Here is a 20,236-nt window from a genome sequence, read left to right on the forward strand (position 1 = left end):
AACTGTCGTGATCCGGAACTGTGCTGGTCCGGATACCGAATTCATGGTCGGCCGGGACGGCCGCATGGGCGTTCACGACTGCCCGAATTGGTGCGCATGCTGGCCTCGGCCCGAATTTTGGCGATTGCCATAGATCCCTCGGCCTGAATTTTGGCGATTGCCCTAGATCGTGTACTGCCGAGTAAGGTTGTCGTTCGTCGCCGGGAGTACGGGGAACTATCCGTTCCGGCGCGGCTAAGGGCCGCCCAGGAGGTTCCGGGGGGTGCGCCGCCCGGCCGCAGGCGAGGATCGTGTCATCGCGTCGTCGCAGGTAGAGCACCATGTGCAGCCCTGGATCGGACGCACTACTATCTCCCGAAACAACCGAAGTATTTGAAGTATTACGGTTCGTGCTGTGGGGTCCCGGGTGCGGTGCGGGGCTCGATTCAGCCCGCGGCGTCCAGGACGGCGTCGTCCGTGTACCCAAAGGGGGATCTCGTGCGCAGGCACCGAATTGTCGGACGGTTAGGCCTGGCGGCCGCAATCATCGCGGCTGCCGCGACCAGCTGCTCCACATCCGGGTCCGCAGCGGAGGCGAACGGCGCCTGCGACACCCCGGGCATCAGCGCCGACCAGGTCAAACTCGGCCTCGTCTTCTCCAGCACGGGCACCGGGAGCGAGGCGCTCGCCTCGGCCCGCTCCGGGTTCGACGCCAGGATCGGGCTAGCCAACGCGAACGGTGGTATCCACGGGCGCGAGGTCACCTACGTCTGGCGGGATGACGAGAGCACCGGTGCGGTGAACGAGCAGGCCACCGCCGACCTCGTCCACCAGGAGTCCGTCTTCGGGCTGGTGATGGTGACGTCGTCGAACGGCCAGTCACCGGAGACCCTGCAGAAGGAAGGCGTGCCGGTCGTCGGCCTGGCGCAGCCGGACTACGGGAAGTACTCGAACTGGTTCACGGACCTCTACGACCCCTCGCCGGCGACCGTGGCCCGCTACATGCTGGCCCGCGGTGGGACGAAGCTCGCGATCGTGACGACCGGCTCCTCGGACTACGTCATGGGATTCGCCCACAAGTACGGAGCGGAATTCCAGCAGGTCGGGCTTCCCACGGTCGAGGTGATTCCGTTCGAGGCAAGCACTGACAGCCCGAGCCGCATCGCGAAGCGGATCGCCGCGAGCGGCGCGGACGCACTGATCGGCTTCACCACCCTGGACGACTTCGCGCAGATCTCGGCGGCGGTGAAGGCAGCCGATGTGTCGCTGAAGGTCAGCGTGTCCCTGAGTGGATATGACCGCAGCACGCTCAGCCGGCTGGGGCAGCAGCTCGTCGGCGTGTCCTTCCCGGTCTATTTCCACCCCTTCGAGGGCGGCGGCGAGGCGATCGACCGATACCACCAGGCGATGAGCCAGTACGCGCCCGAAACCGCACAACCCGAACAGCAGTTCGCCGTGTACGCATACATCTATGCCGATATGTTCCTGCGCGGGCTGGAGCTTGCCGGCGAGTGCCCGACCCGGGAAGGCTTCATCAGCGCGTTGCGCGAGGTGAAGGACTTCGACGCGAGCGGCCTGATCGAGCCGGTCGATCTCAGCACAAACCAGACGACTCCGCTGCGGTGCAACGCGTTCGTGCAGATCGACCCGACCGGCGCGGCGTTCCAGGTCGTCCAGCCGCGGCTGTGCGTGGACGGAACGACCTGACCGGCTGACCCCGGGCCCCAGGGCGGGGGCGGGGTCGGGGTCGGGCCGCGTCGGGCTGCGTCGGGCTGCGGTCCACGGTTGACGGAACTGGGTGGGTGCCCACATAGTGAGGAGTCCTCACTATGTGGGTCCGGTCAACGCTGGGCCCAGCTATCGACGCTGCCGCCCGAGCCTGCTCGTGGTGGGTGGCGAGCCGGAAGGAGCCCGTATGGGCGATACGCGCCGCCGTGGACCCGACCAGCGGGTGGTCGTCGCCGCACTCTTCGTCGCAACGATGTTCATCACGATCATGGACACCACGATCGTGAACGTGGCGCTTCCGTCGATCGCGCGTGATCTCGGTGTCGCGCCCGACTCGATCGACGAGATCGTGGTCAGCTACCTGGTCAGCCTGGCGGTGGTGATCCCCGCCTCGGGCTGGCTGGCGGACAGGTTCGGGACCCGGCCGGTGTTCCTCGCCGCGCTCGCGATCTTCACCGCGGCCTCCGCACTGTGCGGCCTGGCCGAGAGCGTCCCCGAGCTGGTCGGGTTCCGCATCCTGCAGGGAGTCGGCGGCGGGCTGCTCACCCCGGTCGGCATGGCCATGCTCTTCGGCGTGTTCCCGCCGGCGGAGCGGGCGCGTGCCGCGCGCATTCTCGTCGTGCCCACGGTCATCGCGCCCGCGGTCGGGCCGATCCTGGGCGGGGTGCTGACCGATCAGGCCTCCTGGCACTGGGTGTTCCTGGTCAACATTCCGATCGGGATCGTCGCGTTCGTCTTCGGCGCCCTCTTCCTCGCCGATCATCGGCGGCCGTCCACCGGCGGCTTCGACGTGGTTGGCTTCGTGCTCTCCGCCAGCGGGTTCGCGCTGATCCTCTACGCGCTGTCGGTCGGGCCCACCAGGGGCTGGACCTCGCCGCTGATCCTCACCACCGCCGGAGTCGGGGTCGTCGCGACCGCTGCCACCGTGTGGTGGGAGCTGCGACGTACCCATCCGCTGCTGGTGCTCCGCCTGTTCGGCAACGCGCTGTTCCGCAACGTCAGTCTCACCCTGGGCGCGATGTTCATGGCGTTCATGGCCGTGCTGTTCCTGATCCCGCTGCTCATGCAGACGGTGCGGGGCGCCAGCGCGACGACGTCCGGGCTCGTCATCTTCCCCGAGGCCATCGGAGTGCTGGTCGCGAGCCAGATCTCCGGGCGTCTCTATCCGACGGTGGGCCCGCGCCGGCTGATGATGGGTGGCCTGGCCGTCATCGCCCTGTCGACCCTGGGCCTCGGGCTGCTGGGCGTCGACGCCTCGCTCTGGGCGTTCCGCGCGGTCCTGTTCGTGTTCGGTTTCGGGGCCGGCCTCGTGATGACGCCGGCGCAGGCGGCTGCCTTCGCCACGATCTCCCGCGCGGACAACGCGCAGGCCTCGGCACTGTTCAACGCACTGCGCCAGTTGGCCGCCGCGGTGGGCGTCGCGTTGGTCACGACCGCGCTCAGCCTCGCCAGGCCCGGCGAGACGGGTGGCGGCGCGGCCGCGGGTGACCTCGGCGGCATCTTCCAGTGGGGGTTCTACGTCGCCGCGGCGGTCGCCGCGCTCGGGATCGCGGTCGCCGCCCGCGTCCGCGACGCCGACGCCGTCGCCACCATGGGCCGCCCCGCGGCCTGACCACCTGGGCGCCTGACCACCTGGGCGCCTGACCACCTGGGCGCCTGACTACCTGGGCGGCTGACTACCTGGGCGGCTACCTGGGCGGCTGACTACCTGGGCGGCTGGGCACCTGAGCGCCCGGGCGGCGGTGGCTCAGACTCCGGCGATCTGGTGCAGGCCGGCCCGGACGCGCTGCAGCGACATCTCGCGGGCCGTCATCAGATAGTCGACGACGTCGGCGCGCAGCGCGGTGAACAGGACGTGGGCCAGGTAGTCCGCGTCCTCCTCGGGACGGGCGGCGGCGATCCGCCTGGTCAGCTCGGCGATCCAGTACCGGCTGGAGGCGTTGGCGTAGTAGGCGTTGGGGCCACGGTGCTCGAGCGCCCGGATGAGGGAACGATTGGCCACCACGAAATCCAGCAGCGCGTCGAGGTAGGAGCGCATCGCGTCGGCGGGTGAAGCGCCAGGCCCGAGTGGGGGCGGGCCGTGCTCGACACATTGGCTCAGGGCGTTGACGCGCGGCTGCAGAACTGCTTCGATCAACGCCGTACGGTCGCCGAAGCGCCGGAACACGGTGCCCTTGCCGACACCAGCCGCCTCGGCGATGTCGCTCATGGACACTGTCTCGGTGCCCTCGCGGTCGAACAGGTCCGCCGCCGCGGCCAGGATCGCGGCGCGGTTCCGCGCGGCATCGACGCGCTCCTGCGCGACCAAACCCACGCACCTCCCTCGGCCGGCCCGGCTTCCCGAGGCAGTCACCCGACTCGTACGGTAGCGGTTCCCACCCGCCCCGGGCTCGCTCCGGCGTGGTTGTGATGCGCAGCGCTGTCCCGAGTCAGGATTCCGGCTCGGAAATCCGCCCGGCTCCCTCGATCGTCACGTCGACGAGGTTGCGGTCCCACGGCCACTCGGTGTCCTCCGGTTGGGCCTCACCGAGGTGCGCAGAGGTGAACCCTGTTCCCCGCGCTGCGAATGAACGAGAGTGCCGTAGGCCCGGGTCGGCGATAAAAGAGGATCGATGTCGCGCGCCCGCCGCCCCCGCCGTCGGACCTGAGAAGTCGAAGACTTTCGCAGAATGATGCCGACCGAGATCGGAAATCGAGCGGAGGTCCGTGTTCACGGCTTGAAGATCTGACGGCTGGCTGGCCTGTGGGTGGCTGTACTCCCACACGGTTGTAGATTTATCGGCGGAGTGAACCCCAAGCGGGAGTCTCACAGTTTTGACTGTTGCTGTTTACCGGATTTTTGGCTTTCGGTAATCCCGTCGTCCGATTTTTCGCGGGAATGGCGTCCTACCTTCCAGGTCATGCCTGTGAGTCCTTCTGGTGAAGTGGTTGCATCGGGTGTCCCGGCGAATCTCGCCGAGGATATGACCATTGCCGAGCAGCATGAGTGGCTGCAGACCTACCTCCGCCGCCGCCCGGTCAGCCGCCGCGGCCTGCTGCTCAACGGCCTGGCGGGCGCCGGGGCGGCCAGCCTGCTCGGTACCCCGTTCGGACGGGCCGCCTACGCGGCGACGAACACCGACAGCCCCCTGGTCATCGGTGGCCGGCACACCGCCTTCGGGGCGGACCCGTCCGCGCAGCTACGCCTCGCGGCGCAGCTCTCCCGCAACCCGGGCCGCGGCCGGATCCTCGTCGACTTCGGCACCGACCGCCGCCTCGGGCACACCACCGAGGCCGAGATCCGCCCGCTGCTCTCCCAGGTACCGCAGCTGGACGGCTCGATCTTCTCGGTCGAGCAGTACTACGTCCACGCCGCGTTCGACCGGCTGAGCCCGGGCCGCGAGTACTACTACCGCTTCCGGGTTCCGGGCGGGGCGGCGACGGCCGTGCAGTCCGTCCGCACCGGCCACCGCAAGGGCCGGGGCGGCGGCTCGTTCCGCTTCACGATGATGGGTGACCACGGCTCGAACACCACGCCCGCCGGCGACCCGGCCGGCATGTTCGACGACAACTACTACGCGGCCGCCAACGACCCGACCACCCCGCACGCCACGAACATCACCACCGCCATCGCGCGCCAGGACCCGGTGTTCCACCTGCTCGCCGGCGACATCTGCTACGCCGACCCGTCCGGCGCGGGCCGGCCGCCGGTGCACACCACCGTGGCGGGCACCGTACCGTCCGGCTACGACAACTTCGACCCGACCGTCTGGGACGTCTACCTGGCCGGCATCGAGGTGAGCAGCGCCCGTACCCCGTGGATGTTCGCCACCGGCAACCACGACATGGAGGCGCTCTACTCGTCGCACGGCTACGGCGGCCACCTCGCCCGGCTCGACCTGCCGAACAGCGGCCCCAGGGGCTGCCCGAGCGTGTACTCGTTCGTCTACGGCAACGTCGCGGTGCTCTCCCTCGACGCGAACGACGTCAGCTATGAGATCAGGACGAACACCGGCTACTCGGGCGGCGCGCAGACGTCCTGGGTGGAGCGGACGCTGAAGGCCTACCGCAACGACCCGGACATCGACTTCATCGTCTGCTTCTTCCACCACTGCGCCTACTCGACGACGCTTCAGCACGCCAGCGACGGCGGCGTCCGCGCGGCGTGGTCCCCGCTGTTCGACAAGTACTCCGTCGACCTCGTGATGCAGGGGCACAACCACCTGTACGAGCGCACCGACCCGATCCGCGCCGCCGCCCCGACCCGGGAGGCCCCCGACGGCTCCACGATCGAGCCGGCCAGGGACGGCACCACCTACATCACCGCCGGCAGCGCCGGGCGCCCCCGCTACGCGTTCCAGGCCGGTGAGCCCGAGTCCTACCGCGGGCACATCGTCGCGGGCTCGAACGTCGTCCCGAACAGCTACGCCTGGCAGTCCGACGGCACGAAGCTGACCGAGTCCATCAGCTGGTCGCGGACCAGGTTCGACAACTACGCCTTCGTGGCCATCGAGTCGGACCCGGGCCGGCCGGGCGGCACCTCGACGCTGACCGTGCGCGGCATCGACGAGTACAGCAAGGAGTTCGACCGGGTCGTCCTGCGCCGCTCGGTCCCGCGTGCCGGGCACTACGGCCACCGCTGAGCTGCTGAGCCGCTGAGCCGTCGTGTCTCCCGCCCTCGTGCCGGTGCGGCGTCAAGCCCTGCGGAACGGGGCGGCGAGCTGGCCGATCCAGTCCGCGGGAAGCGCCCGGCCGATTCCGTATTTGGCGGGCATCGAGCGCGGGAGATACGCGGTGCGGAACAGCCAGTCCCAGATGGACAGCACCGCGCCGTAGTTGCGGTTCACGGCCGCGGGCTCGTCGGCATGATGCCAGTGGTGGAAGGCGGGGGTCACGAACACGGCGCTGAGCGGCCGAAGCGTGATCCGGGTGTTCGCGTGCGCAAGGAACGGAAAGTAGAACTGGAATACCAGGAATGCCGCCGAGAACTTCAGGTCGAAGCCGATCGCATACACGGGAACGACCGTCACGACCAGATTGATGATCTGGTCGAGTGGGTGGCCCCGGCTGGTGGAGAGCCAGTCCAGACTGGTGCTTGAGTGGTGCACCGAGTGCAGCCGCCACAACAGCGGGATCTCGTGGAGTGCACGGTGGCCCGCGTAGTTCGCCAGGTCGGCGAGAAGGACCAGGACGACGAACTGGACCCAGCCCGGCCGGCTGAGCACATAGTCGCGCAGGGCCGGCGGGACGGCCGCGTGCAGCGCCGGCGCGATCAGGTTGAGCGTCAGCACCGCGACGATCGTTATCGGCAGGCGGTTGGCGAAGCTGTGCACCACGTCGACGAGCCAGTCCCCGCGTGGTGGCCGGCGTACCAGCGGGACGAACTGTTCGAGCGGGATGAAGAGCAGTGCGCAGATCACGAAGCCGACCAGCAGCTGGGGTCGTTCCAGCACCCCGGCGAGGACCGCGACGGCGGTGGCTCCTACCGCTGCCACCTGTGTCAGCCGCCCGGCACGGGGCTCCCGGGCCGGTGTGACCGGCCCGGGAGACGAGACGGACGGGCCTGGGCCGGGGAATGCCGGAACGGATGATGCGGTCGACATCGTCGTCCTTTCAGCGAGCCTTTTCCGTCTCATGTCTGTCGAGTGCCGTAAAGCGCAGGCCGGAGCCGACGGTGGAAAAGGCTCAGTTCTTCGGCATGCCCGCCCGTCACCGCGGGATGCGGTGTGCCTACTTGAGGACGATCACGATCGGGCCGCCCTTGATCGGGCCACCGACGCCGCCGCCGATCGGAATCACACCGGCGTCGGAGGTCGCGCCGCTGAACCAGCTGGTGTGGGAGGCGGAGAGCGCACCACCGGCCAGACCGGCGGCCAGGGCCGCGACCAGGATCGCGCGGCCGGCGGAACGCTGCAGGAACGTGTGGGCAGTGGCCATTTCAATTCCTCTCTCGAAGAGCGTGTGCTGTCCTCGGGTGCACGGGTCAGTCGGCGGGCCGGATGATGATCGGGCCGGTCTTGAGCGTGCCGCCGTTGCCAATCCCGATCCGCACGAGTCCGGCGTCGGAGGTCGCGCCGTCGAACCAGCCCGGGTGCGATGCGGACAGCGCGCCGCCGGCAATGCCGGCCGCGAGGGCGGCAATGAGGACAGCGCGGCCCGTGGAGCGCTGCAGGAATGTGTGGACCGCCGTCATGTGAATCCCCTTTCGCCTGCGGAGCGAGACGCCGGGAGTAATTTCGCGGGCGCCCGCGCCGACTGAGAACATCCCGTGGCCGGGCGGCCATGGGGACTTTGCGGCCGGTCAGCACGGTAATCCGTTCCGGCTCGGATGAAGGCTAGGCCGCGATGCTTTCCGCGTACAGGCGGAAGTGCGGTTGCCGGTTACCCGGAAATCAGGATGCGGGTAGGCCGGTCACGTGACGGGGGGCCCGCGCGATGCGAGTATGTCCCGACGCGGCGGTGGCACCGGTGGCACCGGTGGCACAGGGGCACCAGGGGCCCGGCCCTGGGCGCGAGGCGTGGCTAGGAGCGGAGCATGCAGGCAGGTGACCTTCCCGACGGCGGAGCGGCTCCGGTCGTGACCGAGCGATGGGGGATGACGATCCCGCTGCCGGACAGCCCGCTGCCGGACCTGCCGGCGCTGTGCACCCGGCTCGCCGACGCCGGCTACACCGATGTCTGGTCGTCGGAGGCCACGGCGGGGGACGGCGTCATCCCGCTGGCGCTGGCCGCCGCCGAACCGCGCCTACGCCTGGGCAGCGCGATCCTGCCGGTGTACACCCGCGGCCCGGCGCTGCTGGCCCAGACCGCCGCGACGCTCGCCGCGGCCGCACCCGGCCGGTTCGTGCTGGGCCTCGGCACCTCCTCCAACGTGATCGTGTCGAACTGGAACTCCATCCCTTTCACGAAGCCGTACCAGCGGGTTCTGGACACCGTTCGGTTCCTGCGCGCCGCCTTCGCCGGCGAGAAGGTCGACGAGGAGTTCCCGTCGTTCACGATCCGCGGGTTCCGGCTCGGGATCACTCCGCCGGCACCGCCGAAGATCATGGTGGCGGCGCTGCGCCCGCGGATGCTGGAGCTCGCCGGCCGCGAGGCGGACGGGGTCATCCTCAACTGGCTCTCGCCGCAGGACTGCGACACCGTCCTGCCACACGTGCACAAGCATCGCCCGGACGCCGAGGTGGTCGCCCGGATCTTCGTCCACGTGCACGACGGTGACCCGGCGCAGGCCAGGGCCCGGCTGCGGCCGTTGATCGCCGCGTATCTCACGGTGCCGGTGTACCGGCAGTTTCACGTCTGGCTGGGCCGCGAGCAGGCGCTCGCCGGCATGTGGCAGGCGTGGGAGGCCGGTGACCGCCGCGCCGCGCTGACCGCGATCCCGGACGAGGTGGTGGACGACCTGATCGTGCACGGGACGGTCGAGCAGTGCCGGGCCCGCCTGCGGCGCTACGTCGAGCACGGTGTGACCACCCCCGTCCTCGCGCTGACGAACACCGGCCCGAACCTTCCGGACGTCATGTCCGCCCTCGCCGCCCGCTGACACCCGCCCGCTGACACCCGCCCGCCTGCATCCACCCGCCGTTCTACTCGGGGACGAGCATCACCTCGCGTTTGACGGTGCGGACGACCGGAGCGGTCTCCACGTCACGAACGGTGGGCAGCGCGCCGATGCGCTGGGTGAGGTAGCGGAACAGGCCGGCGCCGTCCTCGCATACGGCCACCGCCACGAGGTTGGTGGGCCCGGTCGTCGCGGCGGCGAAGACGATCTCCGGATGGCTGGCCATCGCGGTCCCGACGGCGATCAGGTCCGCGGGTGCGACGGACAGCCACATCCGGGCCGCCACGTGTGGCCCGATGATGTCGAAGGAGACGTCCACGTCGAAGTACAGGGCGCCGAGCGCGCGCAGCGCCTCCAGCCGGCGCCGAACCGACGACTCCGAGCGGCGAAGCGTGGTCGCGAGCTCCGCGTGGGAACGACGGCCGTCGAGGGCGAGGGCCGTGATGAGCTCACGGTCCTCCGGTTCGAGCGCGGAGCCGGCGGTTTCGGCGGGCTCGCTCGTCGCGGCGGCGAGCAGCGCGACCTGCTCGTCGCTCAGGACCCCCAGGCGCACCCACTCGCGGCCGCCGGCATAGCCGGCCATCGCGCCCGCGAAGTAGTGGATCACCTGCTGGGCGGTGATCGACTGGACCTGCGCGGTGCGCGGCAGCTTGTGCAACAGCAGCGCGTTGTGCTCCTCGGCCGTCCAGGACCGGATGTTGCAGGAGATCTCGGTGCCGGCGGAGAGCAGGTGCACCCAGGACGTGTCGGATCTGCGGGCAAGCGCGTCCGCGACCGCCCGGACCGCGTCCGGGACGCAGCGTAGTCGGATCATCCAGTGGCCGTGCCCGAACTGGTGGGTGTTGGGGACGCCGAAGACCCGCAGCGCGCCCGCGGCGACCATCCGCCGGTAGCGCCGGGCGACGGTCTGGTCGGCGACGCCCAGCGCCGCGCCCACCCGGCTGAAGGGGGCCCGCCCGTCGATCTGCAGTGCCTGCACGATCTGGCGATCGAGCTCGTCAAAGATTGCGGATGCCACCGCTGAAGGCTACTGCGATGTCGAGATCCAGCGAATCCAGAGGTCGTCAGGTCGGGTGGTGTGCTCCCTGCCGGATCGTGGACCGACCGCCGGTCATCCCCGGTGCCGCGACGACGAGTCGCGACGACGAGTCGCGACCAGGACAGGAGAGCCATGCGTAAATGGCTGCCGCTGGTGGCGATCTGCCTCGGCACGTTCATGCTGCTCGTCGACATCACGATCGTCACGGTGGCGCTGCCCGACATCGCCACCAGCCTCGACGCCTCGTTCTCCGACCTGCAGTGGGTGATGGACGTCTACGCCCTCGCCCTGGCCGCGCTGCTCCTCGGCGCCGGCGCGATCGCCGACCTGCGCGGCCAGCGCAGGGTCTATCTCGGTGGCCTGATCCTGTTCGCGGTCGCGTCGCTCGCCTGCGGGCTCGCACCGGGAGCGGGGACGCTCGTCGTCGCCCGCGGCGTGCAGGGCATCGGCGGCGCCGCGATGTTCGCCACGACCATGGCGCTGATCGCCAGCACCTACCGCGGCCGTGACCTCGGTGTGGCGTTCGGGATCTGGGGCGCGGTGAACGGGGCGGCCGCGGCCATCGGGCCGGTGCTCGGCGGCCTGCTGACCGAGCACGTGAGCTGGCGGGCGATCTTCCTGGTCAACCTGCCGGTGAGCGTCGCCGCCGCGGCCCTCACGCTGGCCGTCGTCGGCGAGTTCCGCCGGCCGGACGGCCCGCGGGTCGACCTGGCCGGAACCGTTACGTTCACGGTCAGCGCCGCGGCCCTCGTCTACGGCCTGATCCGCGCCGGTGAGCACGGCTGGGGCTCCGCCGGCACGCTGGGACTGTTCGCGCTGAGCGCCGTCGCGCTCGTGCTCTTCCTCGTGGTCGAGTCCCGCATCCCCCACCCGCTGCTGGAGCTTGGGCTGTTCCGCCGCGGCGGCTTCGTCGCCGCGCTCATCGCCGGCCTCACCCTGTCCGCCGCCGCGTTCTCCGTGCTGACCTTCACCTCCGTCTGGCTGCAGGCGGTGCTCGGCCACGGGCCGGTCCGGGCCGGCCTCGCGATGCTGCCGATGGCGCTGGCCGCGTTCGTCGTCGCCGGACTCGGCGGTCGCTTCCTGCACGCGGCGTCGCCCCGCCTGACCATCGGCGTCGGCATGCTGCTGGTCGGCGCCGGTTCGGTGGCGCTGAGCCGCCTGGACGCCGGTTCCGACAGTGGCAGCCTCCAGCTCGGCCTGCTCGTCACCGGTATCGGCGTGGGCCTGGCCATTCCGGCGCTCAGCGCGGCGGCGATGTCGGCGGTGCCCCCGCAGCGCGGCGGGATGGCCGCGGGCGCGCTGAACACCTTCCGCCAGCTGGGATTCGCACTCGGTATCGCCGTGTTCGGGCTGCTGTTCCACAACGGCATCCGCGACCAGCTGAGCGGGCACGTCGCCAATCCGGACACGGTGGCCGCCGCGATCGGCCAGGGGCAGGCCGCCCGGGACGTCCCCCCGGCCGCGCTGAGCGCCATCCGGGCCGCCGTGCCGACCTCGCTCGGCGATGTCTACCTGATCGCGGCGATCGTGGCCTTCACCGCCGGTATCGCCGTGTTCATACTCATGCCGCGGGCCGTCGCCCACCTGGCCGAGAACGCCCAGCCCGCTGACGGTCATCCCGCTGATGGTCGTTCCGCTGCCGGTCGTCCCGATGACGGGCAGTCTGCCGACGGGCAGTCGGATGGCGCACCGCGGGACACCGACCGGCCGGTCACCCACGCCGACATATGACTCGGATCCGCCGACCGGCCGACCGGCCGACCGCAGTTTCTCCATCCGCCGGGCGTGGCCGAAGCGGCCCGTCTCGCTGTCGCGGATTGGCGCCGATCAGGATCTCCAGTCGGTCGCCGGGGAGGTTCGCATTCCACGAACGCGGCCAGACCTCCGAGCGCCCGGTACTCCGGTACCCGGTAGGCCGGTACCCCGGTTTGGTGAGTCGCAAGAGTGAACGATTTTGGTCGCCCCGACGACCAAAATCCTTCTTTCTTGCGGGGCGCCAGGCAACCCTCTGCCCCTTTTGCCGCTCTTGAGGTGAATTACTGGAAGCGCATGCCGGTGGCCCGGATCCGCCGCGTCTCAGGATTCTGCTACGGGCTCCAGAACCACAGAATTCTGCATTCTTCGCTGCCGCTGCTTTCGTGCGAGGGGAAACGTGATTCTGCTGCAGACCGAGGGCGACCAAAAACCTCAACTGTTCGGGCCGACCTCAGTCCGAACATCCGGTGATCATCGAAAGTCCGCCCGGGTGCGGGCTTGAGGCGGAGGTCCCGGCCGGAAGCATGTGCTAGAATTCCTTCCACACGGGTGTAGAAGTTCCTGAATTCCCGCGACAGTACAGAGTGACCTCTGGTCTGCGCCGGCAGATGGCAGAAGTGGCGTCGAATATTCGCCCGCGCGTCACCTTGCCCCGGCCGCGGGTGAAATCGACGGAATGTATTTGCCGGCACGTCGCCGATTGCCTACTGACCGCACCGGACGATCTCCCTAACCTGGCTCTCCTTGGAAGCAGATCGCTGCTTCCTCCCGGATTGCTCCCGGAGGTCCGCCAGTGTCCGTACCTGCTGGAATCAGGCACCCGCGCCTGGTGTGGGCTGTGCTCGCCGTCGTCGTGGCCCTGGCCGCGTCGTTCGGCGTGTGGCGTGCCGCGCCCGCCCGCGCGGCGTCGCTGCCCGCGCCCGATCACGTGGTTGTCGTGGTGCTGGAGAACCACGCCTACTCCCAGGTCATCGGCAGCTCCAGCGCCCCGTACATCAACTCGCTGAAGACCGGCGGCGCGAACCTGACCGCGTCCTACGGAATCACCCACCCCAGCCAGCCCAACTACATGGCCCTGTTCTCCGGTGGCACGCAGGGCATCACCGGTGACAGCTGCTACACTGTCGGGTTCAGCAGCGCGGCGAACCTCGGCTCCGAGCTGATCGCCGCCGGCAAGACCTGGGCCAGCTACAACGAGGGCCTGCCGTCAACCGGTTCGACGGTCTGCACGAACAGCTCGACGAAGTACGCCCGCAAGCACAACCCGTGGTTCGGGTTCAGCAACGTCCCGACCAGCACCGCCTACCCCTTCACCTCGTTCCCGACGAACTACGCGAACCTGCCGAAGGTCTCGTTCGTCGTGCCGAACCTCTGCAACGACATGCACGACTGCTCGGTTTCCACCGGTGACACCTGGGTGCAGAACAACCTCGGCGCCTACGCCACCTGGGCCAGCACCAACAACAGCCTGCTCATCGTCACCTTCGACGAGGACAACCTGCTCAGCGGCAACCGCATCCCGACCGTGATCTACGGCCAGCACGTCACCGCGGGCAGCTCCTCGTCCACCACCTACAACCACTACAACATGCTGCGCACCCTGGAGGACCTGGCCGGTCTGACGACGCACGCGGGCAGTGCCGCGAGCGCCTCGGACATCACCGGCATCTGGAGCTAGGCGACCGTGTATCTCGCGGACGCGCGCAGCGTCACGAAACCTGCCGGCCCGGGTTCCGACCCGGGCCGGCAGGCCTCCACCAGCCATGAGCATGGCCGCGAACATCGCCGTGGACGTCGCCCGGCCAGCGTCTCGCTCGCGCGGGTGGTGCCGGGCACGGTCCTCATCCTGGGAACCGTCAGCCTGGTCACCGACATCTCGGCGGAGATGGTCACTGCCGTCCTGCCGCTGTACCTGGTGACGGAGCTCGGCCTCTCGCCGCTCGGGTTCGGCCTGCTCGACGGCCTCCACAACGGGGTCAGCGCCGTGGTCCGGCTGGTCGGCGGCCACCTCGCCGACCGCGGCCGGCGGTACAAGGCGACCGCGGCGGTCGGCTACGGCCTTTCCGCGCTGTGCAAGCCGGCACTGCTCGCGGTGCACGGCATGACGTCCATCGGCCTGGTGCTCGCGGTGGACCGGACCGGCAAGGGGCTGCGGACAGCGCCTCGCGACGCGATGATCTCCCTTGCCTCGCCGGCCGGTACCCAGGGCCGTTCGTTCGGCGTGCACCGCGCGATGGACACGGCCGGCGCACTGATCGGCCCGATCATCGCGTTCTTCATCATGCGCACGACCGTCGACGGATTCGACGCGGTGTTCACGGTGAGTTTCTGCGTCGCCACGACCGGCGTCGTGATCCTGCTGCTTTTCGCGCCGGGCCGTGACCGCAGCCCGGCCCTCGCAGAGCAGGTTCCCGACGCCGCCGAAGCCGCCGAAGCCGACAACGTCTCCACCCGCGCCGCGCTCGGGCTGCTGCGCGTCCGTGAGCTGCGCCGGCTGACGAGCTGCGCCGCGCTGCTCGGCCTGGCGACGGTCAGCGATTCGTTTCTGTATCTGCTGCTGCAGCACGCCCTCGGCGTCCCCGACGAGTGGTTCCCCCTGTTGCCGATCGGGACGGCGACGGCATTCCTGCTGCTTGCGGTTCCGATCGGGCAGGCAGCCGACCGCTTCGGCAGCTGGCGGGTCTTCCTCGCCGGCCACGGTGGCCTTCTGGTGGCCTACGGGCTGCTGCTGTCCCCGGTGCACGGCGACTGGCTGCCGATCGTGGTGCTCCTGCTGCACGGTTCCTTCTACGCGGCCACCGACGGGGTGCTCATGGCCGCCGCGGCGGTCTCGGTTCCGGCACCGCTGCGCTCCAGCGGCCTGGCGCTGGTCCAGACCGGGCAGGCCGTGACCCGTTTCGCCTGCTCCCTGCTGTTCGGCGCCGCCTGGACGGCCTGGGGCGACCGAACCGCGCTCGCCGCCGCCGCGATCGCCCTCACGGGCTGCGTCGCACTGAGCGCCTTCCTGCGCCCCGAAGCGACAACGAGCCCCGAAGCGAGAACGAGCCCCGAAGCGACAACGAAGGGACTACCGGCAAGATGAGCACACGTGGCCGGCTGGCGCTGCTGTTCGTCGCGATCCTCGCGCTCGGCGGGGTCGCCGTGGGCTCGGTGGTACGTGCATCCGCCCGAGCGGACCAGCGGGACCACCAGCAGGACGGCGGTCCGCCGGTGACCGCAGGGCGGGTCACACTGAGCGTGGCGGACGACGCGCCGCAACAGCAACAGCAACAGGACCGGCAACGGCAGGGCCAGCAGGACGAGCACCGGCAGCAGGACGAGCACCGGCAGCAGGGCCAGCAGGGCCAAGACCGGCAGCAGGGCCAAGACCGGCAGCAGGGCCAGCAACAGCGCCTGGTGTTCCGGAACATGCTGTGGGGGCCGCACCGCGACGAGCTGGTATCCGTGCCGGCCGCGCGGCCCGCCGGCGCGCGGACCGCGTCCGGAGTGCACTGCCTGCGGTTCTACGCCGCCGGCGGCGGCGGCATCTGCCTGCAGCAGGTGTCGGGTGTGCTGCAGGACACCTACCGCGCCGTGGTCCTCGACGCGAACCTGCACGAACGGCGCCACTTCGCGCTCACCGGCATCCCGACCCGAGCCCGGGTCTCGGCCAGCGGCCGCATGATGGCCTGGACGGTCTTCGTCAGCGGTGACTCGTACGCCGGCGGAACCTTCTCCACCCGCACCTCGATCGTCGACACCCGCACCTGGACGCTGGTCCAGTCCCTGGAGGAATACCAGGTGATCAAGGATGGCGCTCCGTACCGCAATGTCGACATCAACTTCTGGGGTGTCACGTTCGCCGACGACGGCCATTTCTACGCCACTCTCGGCACCGGTGGAAAGACCTACCTGGTTCGGGGGGACGTCCAGGCGAAGACGGTGACGACGCTGCGGGAGAACGTCGAATGCCCGTCCCTCTCCCCGGACGGCACCCGGCTCGCCTTCAAGAAGCGCATACCGGACGCACCCGCCGACGCACCGTGGCACGAGTACGTCCTCGACCTGCGGACCATGCGCGAGACGCCGCTCGCCGAGCAGCGCAGCGTCGACGACCAGGCTGTATGGCTCGACGACCACACCGTCGCCTACGCCCTCGCCGGGGACTACGGCTCCGACCTGTGGACCGTCCCCGCTGACGGCACCGGCAGCTCCACCCGGCTGGCCACCGCCGCGCTCGCCCCAGCGGTGATCGGCTGATCAAATCCTGCCACTGCCACTGCCACTGCCACTGCCACTGCCACTGCGTCGCGGAATCCCGAGCCCCGGGCCGCCGCTGTGTAATTGTCGTCAAGCAAAAAATGAGGATTTCGGCTGTTGGAGCCACCGAAATCCTCATTTCTTGCGGATCGTTAAGCGGCCCTACACCCCTTTAATCTTATTTGTCATGAATTAATGGCGATGGTGATGGCGGTACAGGATCCGCGGTGTGCGCGGCTCGACGCCCTGGGTTGTAGGCGGCGGTCAGCCAGGAGGCCGGTTCGCCGTCGCCGTCGCGGCTACTGCGGATCGCGGCTACTGCGGATCGCGCTTACCGCGGATCGCGGTGACGAGACGCTTCGCCACCTCGACGAGGTCGCGGCCTGGGGCGGACGCGAGCACCTCGGCCATCAGGGTGACGTCCTTGGCGAGGGTCGGGCCGGCGGGGGAGTCGGCGACGGCGGCCAGCGAGCCGGCGCGCAGGCGTACCCCGGAGCCCACACCGGACGAGCTGCTCGTCAGCAGGACCGACGCGAGGCCCTCGAGGTCCAGGCCGAGTGACCGCCCGGCCGTCATCGCCTCGTCGGCGAGCACGATCTGCGCGGCGAGCAGGGTGTTGTTGATGAGCTTCGCCTGTGAGGCCGCGCCGACGTCACCCAGGTGCACGACCTGGTTCGAGAACGCCGCCAGCAGTCCGGTGACGTCGGCGAGCGCCGCGGCGTCACCGCCGATCATGACGGTGAGCTCCCCGGTGAGGGCGCGTGGCGCGCCACCACTGACCGGGGCGTCCAGGACGCGCAGGCCGTGCCCCGCGGCCCGTTCGGCGATGGCCCGGATCTGCGCCGGTGACACGGTGCTGTGCACGAGCACGACGGTTCCCGGCGCCGCGTTCGCGGCGAGCCCTTCCGGGCCGAACAGGACCTCCTCGACGCCCGCCGCGTCGAACACGCAGATCCCGACCGCCTCGACCCGCGCGCCCAGCAGTGCCGGCGTCGCGGCGACGGTGACGTCCAGCCCGGTGAACGGTTCGAGCGACGCCGGCCGGCGGGCGTAGAGGGTGAGCTCGTGCCCGGCGGACCGGAGCCGCTGTGCCATCGGCAGCCCCATGCTGCCGAGGCCGATGAAACCGACCTTCACGCCGCTAGAGCTTACGGGCGATCGCGCCGTACATGAACACCTCGTTGTCGCTGTACCCGGCGGCGTCGGCGTCGGGGTGCCAGCGGTGGACGAGGACGACGCCCGGGTCGAGGATCTCCAGCCCGCGGAAGAAGCCTTCGACCGTGGCCTTGTCCCGCGCGGTCATCGGGATGCCGTTGCCGCGGTACGCGGCGACCCCACGCTCCACCGCTTCGGGCGCGTAGTCGCCGGTGGCCGTGGAGAGCGCGAGGATGCTGCCGGGGGCCAGCGATGCCACGAGCGTGTCGATGACGTGCTGGATGAGCGCCTCGTCCGGGATGAACTGCACGAGCGCGATCAGGCTGAGCGCGACGGGCTGGCTGAGATCGAGGGTGGAGGCGAGCTGCTCGGACTTCAGGATGCTTTCCGGGTCCGTGAAGTCGGCGTCGAGGTAGGCGGTGCGGCCTTCGGGGGTGCTGGTAAGCAGGGCCCGGGCGTGCACCAGGACGATGGGGTCGTTGTCGACGTAGACGATCCGTGACTCGGGGGCGGCCTTCTGGACGACCTCGTGCAGGTTCGGCGTCGTCGGGAGCCCGGTGCCGATGTCGAGGAACTGCCGGATGCCGTGCTCGGTGGCCACGACATGGGCCATCCGGGCCATGAAGTTCCGGTTCGCCCGCATGGATCGCGACAGGCCCGGCATCATTTTCTCGGTCTGGTCGCCCGCCGCGCGGTCGGCCGGGAAGTTGTCCTTACCGCCGAGGATGTAGTCGTAGACCCGCGCCGAGTGCGGTACGTCGGTCTTCAGATCGACGTTGGCCGGCGCCCAGTTCGGTGCTCCCCGGCTGGCGCCCCACTTGGCGTCGTCGCGGTCAGTCACGACTACCCCTATCTCCGATATTGCCCACTTGCTACTTGTGACAGCTTCTTCAGCAGACTCTCGCACCCCCTGTCCGGGGGGTGTCACATGGGGGTGCCACGGCGGGAAGCGCAGGTCGGTGACCACGCGAAAGTCGCCCGGTCGGTTAGTCGTGAAATGGCCGCTGACCAGGCGTCTTCGCTTTTCGGCGCGCACACCGGTCAACAGCCCGTAACGGCTCAACAGCCCGTAACGGCTCAACGCCCCGTCAGGACTCGACAGCCGGTAACGGATCAGCGGCCGGTAACGGATCAGCCCAGGTCCAGAGGCGTGGGCACATACCTGGTCGTCGGGCGTCCGGGAGTGAGGACGAGCTCGGTTCCCGGCTCACCGGTCCGCAGCAGCTCGACGACGGCGGCGGCCACGTCGTCGGCGGTGAGCATGGGGACGCCCGCGGCGCGGAACTGATCGCGCGCGGGGGCCGTCAGCGGAGTGTCGACAAGACCGGGGCAGACGGCGCCGAGCCGGATGTTCTCCCGGGACAGCGGTCCGGACAGCGCCCGGACCAGGCCGATCACCGCGTGCTTGGTCATCGTGTAGATGGGGTCCTGCTCGACGCCCCGCAGCGCCGCGTGGGAGGCGGTCACGACGATCGAACCGCCGCCGCGGGCGCGCATCGCCGGTAGCGCGCCGCGAAGCCCGTAGACCACCGAATGCTGGTTGACGCCGACCACGGCCTGGTAACGGTCCAGGTCGAGGGTGGCCGGGTCCTTGTCGGCACAGTTGTGCCCGGCGTTGAGCACCAGCAGGTCCAGCCGGTCACCGGCCGCGGCGACCATCCGCAGCGACAGGTCGGGGTCGGTCAGGTCTCCCACCACCGCCTCACCGCCTATGGACGCGGCGACGTCGGAAACGGCCTGGTTGCGGTCGACAAGCACACAGTGCACGCCCGAGGCGGCCAGCAGGCGGGCGGTGGCCTCTCCGATGCCGCCCGCGGCACCCGTGATGATCGCGACCTCGCCCATGCGCCCCACTCCGTCCGGTCCGGCCATGCCCCTGATCCAGTCAACTGTTTACCTGCACTGGAGTCGGCGGCTCAACCGGTCGGCTAGGCGGTCGAGCGGTTTGGCTACGGCTTGCGGGCGATCGCGCCGTACATGTAGACCTGGCTGTCGGCGAGGGCGGCCGCCTCGGCGTCGGGGTGCCAGCGGTGGACGAGCACGACACCCGGGTCGAGGATTTCCAGCCCGCGGAAGAAGCCTTCGACGGTGCTCCTGTCCCGCGCGACCATCGGAATACCGCTGGCGCCGTATGCGGCGACGCCGGCGGCTATCTCCTCGGGGGCGGAGTCGGCCGTGACGGTGGACAGCGCCAGGAGGCTCCCCGCCGGAAGAGGAGCCATCAGCTGGTCGAGGACGTCCTGCACGATCGCGTCGTCGGGGACGAACTGCAGGATCGCGATCAGGCTGACCGCGACGGGCTGGTCGAGGTCGAAGGTCGAAGCGAGCTGCTCCGACTTCAGGATGCTCCGGGGATCGGTGAAGTCGGCGTCGAGGTAGGCGGTGCGGCCTTCGGGGGTGCTGGTGAGCAGGGCCCGGGCGTGCACGAGGACGATGGGGTCGTTGTCGACGTAGACGATCCGTGCGTCGGGGGCGACCTTCTGGACGACCTCGTGCAGGTTCGGCTCGGTCGGCAGCCCGGTGCCGATGTCGAGGAACTGCCGAATGCCGTGCTCGGCGGCCACGACATGGGCCATCCGGGCCATGAAGTTCCGGTTCGCCCGCATGGATGTCGGCAGGTTAGGCATGCTCCGGGTGAAATCTCCGGCCGCGGCCCGATCTGCCGGGAAGTTGTCCTTACCGCCGAGGATGTAGTCGTAGACCCGCGCCGAGTGGGGGACGTCGGTCTTCAGGTTGACGTTCGGCGGAGTCCACCCCGGTGCCAGCGAGGTACTACCCCAGTCGGCATCGTCGCGGTCAGTCAC

At 69.8% G+C, this 20,236-nt stretch carries 17 protein-coding genes; 8 read left to right on the top strand and 9 right to left on the bottom strand.

The features are described 5' to 3' along the window. Positions 1-477: 477 nt before the first annotated feature. Together AWX74_RS08980 and AWX74_RS08985 are read left to right on the top strand one after the other, a co-directional pair. Positions 478-1,686 carry an ABC transporter substrate-binding protein gene (locus AWX74_RS08980; RefSeq protein WP_091273577.1) on the top strand — a complete coding sequence of 403 codons (1,209 nt, stop codon included), beginning with the start codon at positions 478-480 and terminating at the stop codon, positions 1,684-1,686. Positions 1,687-1,894: 208 nt separating this feature from the next. Next, positions 1,895-3,319 (top strand): DHA2 family efflux MFS transporter permease subunit, encoded by a 1,425-nt coding sequence (locus tag AWX74_RS08985; RefSeq protein ID WP_091273579.1) that lies wholly within the window; start codon positions 1,895-1,897, stop codon positions 3,317-3,319. 135 nt (positions 3,320-3,454) lie between these two features. Here AWX74_RS08985 and AWX74_RS08990 read toward each other — a convergent pair whose 3' ends face one another. Further along, the gene (locus AWX74_RS08990) at positions 3,455-4,021 is read right to left on the bottom strand and encodes a TetR/AcrR family transcriptional regulator (RefSeq protein ID WP_397312041.1); all 567 of its coding nucleotides are present in this window, start codon (positions 4,019-4,021) and stop codon (positions 3,455-3,457) included. Positions 4,022-4,670: 649 nt separating this feature from the next. Here AWX74_RS08990 and AWX74_RS08995 point away from each other — a divergent pair. Further along, a complete protein-coding gene (locus AWX74_RS08995; RefSeq protein ID WP_226931129.1) occupies positions 4,671-6,329 on the top strand; it encodes a metallophosphoesterase in 1,659 nt (552 codons plus the stop codon). 51 nt (positions 6,330-6,380) lie between these two features. On the opposite strand, the gene AWX74_RS09000 is transcribed toward AWX74_RS08995, so the two are convergent. From AWX74_RS09000 to AWX74_RS09010, 3 genes are all read right to left on the bottom strand, one after another. After that, positions 6,381-7,181 (bottom strand): sterol desaturase family protein, encoded by an 801-nt coding sequence (locus tag AWX74_RS09000; protein ID WP_165615532.1) that lies wholly within the window; start codon positions 7,179-7,181, stop codon positions 6,381-6,383. A 235-nt stretch (positions 7,182-7,416) separates the two neighbouring features. After that, positions 7,417-7,623, bottom strand: a complete 207-nt coding sequence (locus AWX74_RS09005; protein WP_091273588.1) for a hypothetical protein — start codon at positions 7,621-7,623, stop codon at positions 7,417-7,419. 46 nt (positions 7,624-7,669) lie between these two features. Then, entirely contained in the window at positions 7,670-7,879 is a 210-nt protein-coding gene (locus AWX74_RS09010; protein WP_054570937.1) for a hypothetical protein, read from the bottom strand. A gap of 342 nt (positions 7,880-8,221) precedes the next feature. Between AWX74_RS09010 and AWX74_RS09015 the strand changes: the two genes are divergently transcribed. After that, a complete protein-coding gene (locus tag AWX74_RS09015) occupies positions 8,222-9,226 on the top strand; it encodes an LLM class F420-dependent oxidoreductase (protein WP_193209770.1) in 1,005 nt (334 codons plus the stop codon). Between the two features lie 43 nt (positions 9,227-9,269). On the opposite strand, the gene AWX74_RS09020 is transcribed toward AWX74_RS09015, so the two are convergent. Continuing rightward, positions 9,270-10,262, bottom strand: coding sequence for an Lrp/AsnC family transcriptional regulator (locus tag AWX74_RS09020; protein WP_091273590.1), 993 nt, complete (start codon positions 10,260-10,262; stop codon positions 9,270-9,272). A gap of 153 nt (positions 10,263-10,415) precedes the next feature. Here AWX74_RS09020 and AWX74_RS09025 point away from each other — a divergent pair, with 153 nt between their 5' ends. The 4 genes from AWX74_RS09025 (at position 10,416) to AWX74_RS09040 (ending at position 16,277) form a co-directional block, all read left to right on the top strand. Beyond that, positions 10,416-12,014: an MFS transporter gene (locus tag AWX74_RS09025; RefSeq protein WP_091273592.1), complete on the top strand. Its 1,599-nt coding sequence runs from the start codon at positions 10,416-10,418 to the stop codon at positions 12,012-12,014. Between the two features lie 817 nt (positions 12,015-12,831). Continuing rightward, the gene (locus AWX74_RS09030) at positions 12,832-13,716 is read left to right on the top strand and encodes an alkaline phosphatase family protein (protein ID WP_193209769.1); all 885 of its coding nucleotides are present in this window, start codon (positions 12,832-12,834) and stop codon (positions 13,714-13,716) included. Positions 13,717-13,722: 6 nt separating this feature from the next. Further along, positions 13,723-15,120, top strand: a complete 1,398-nt coding sequence (locus AWX74_RS09035) for an MFS transporter (RefSeq protein WP_091273595.1) — start codon at positions 13,723-13,725, stop codon at positions 15,118-15,120. Next, positions 15,117-16,277 (top strand): TolB family protein, encoded by a 1,161-nt coding sequence (locus AWX74_RS09040; protein ID WP_091273596.1) that lies wholly within the window; start codon positions 15,117-15,119, stop codon positions 16,275-16,277. Before AWX74_RS09035 ends, AWX74_RS09040 begins: the two co-directional genes overlap by 4 nt. Positions 16,278-16,592: 315 nt before the next feature. Here AWX74_RS09040 and AWX74_RS09045 read toward each other — a convergent pair whose 3' ends face one another. The 4 genes from AWX74_RS09045 to AWX74_RS09060 form a co-directional block, all read right to left on the bottom strand. Further along, complete coding sequence (locus tag AWX74_RS09045; protein WP_091273599.1) at positions 16,593-17,414, bottom strand: NAD(P)-dependent oxidoreductase; 822 nt, start codon at positions 17,412-17,414, stop codon at positions 16,593-16,595. A 4-nt stretch (positions 17,415-17,418) separates the two neighbouring features. After that, a complete protein-coding gene (locus AWX74_RS09050; protein ID WP_091273602.1) occupies positions 17,419-18,273 on the bottom strand; it encodes an SAM-dependent methyltransferase in 855 nt (284 codons plus the stop codon). Between the two features lie 290 nt (positions 18,274-18,563). Next, positions 18,564-19,304, bottom strand: a complete 741-nt coding sequence (locus AWX74_RS09055) for an SDR family oxidoreductase (protein ID WP_226931127.1) — start codon at positions 19,302-19,304, stop codon at positions 18,564-18,566. 77 nt (positions 19,305-19,381) lie between these two features. Beyond that, positions 19,382-20,236, bottom strand: a complete 855-nt coding sequence (locus tag AWX74_RS09060) for an SAM-dependent methyltransferase (protein WP_091273607.1) — start codon at positions 20,234-20,236, stop codon at positions 19,382-19,384.

The organism is Parafrankia irregularis (assembly GCF_001536285.1).
In the GTDB taxonomy this organism is placed as follows: domain Bacteria; phylum Actinomycetota; class Actinomycetes; order Frankiales; family Frankiaceae; genus Parafrankia; species Parafrankia irregularis.

Excerpts from the sequence above, each read along its gene's own strand:
- AWX74_RS09040 (WP_091273596.1), top strand. The coding sequence starts at position 15,117 with ATGAGCACACGTGGCCGGCTGGCGCTGCTGTTCGTCGCGATCCTCGCG.
- AWX74_RS08995 (WP_226931129.1), top strand. The coding sequence starts at position 4,671 with ATGACCATTGCCGAGCAGCATGAGTGGCTGCAGACCTACCTCCGCCGC.
- AWX74_RS09025 (WP_091273592.1), top strand. The coding sequence starts at position 10,416 with ATGCGTAAATGGCTGCCGCTGGTGGCGATCTGCCTCGGCACGTTCATG.
- AWX74_RS09055 (WP_226931127.1), bottom strand. The coding sequence starts at position 19,304 with ATGGCCGGACCGGACGGAGTGGGGCGCATGGGCGAGGTCGCGATCATC.
- AWX74_RS09010 (WP_054570937.1), bottom strand. The coding sequence starts at position 7,879 with ATGACGGCGGTCCACACATTCCTGCAGCGCTCCACGGGCCGCGCTGTC.
- AWX74_RS08985 (WP_091273579.1), top strand. The coding sequence starts at position 1,895 with ATGGGCGATACGCGCCGCCGTGGACCCGACCAGCGGGTGGTCGTCGCC.
- AWX74_RS09005 (WP_091273588.1), bottom strand. The coding sequence starts at position 7,623 with ATGGCCACTGCCCACACGTTCCTGCAGCGTTCCGCCGGCCGCGCGATC.
- AWX74_RS09015 (WP_193209770.1), top strand. The coding sequence starts at position 8,222 with ATGCAGGCAGGTGACCTTCCCGACGGCGGAGCGGCTCCGGTCGTGACC.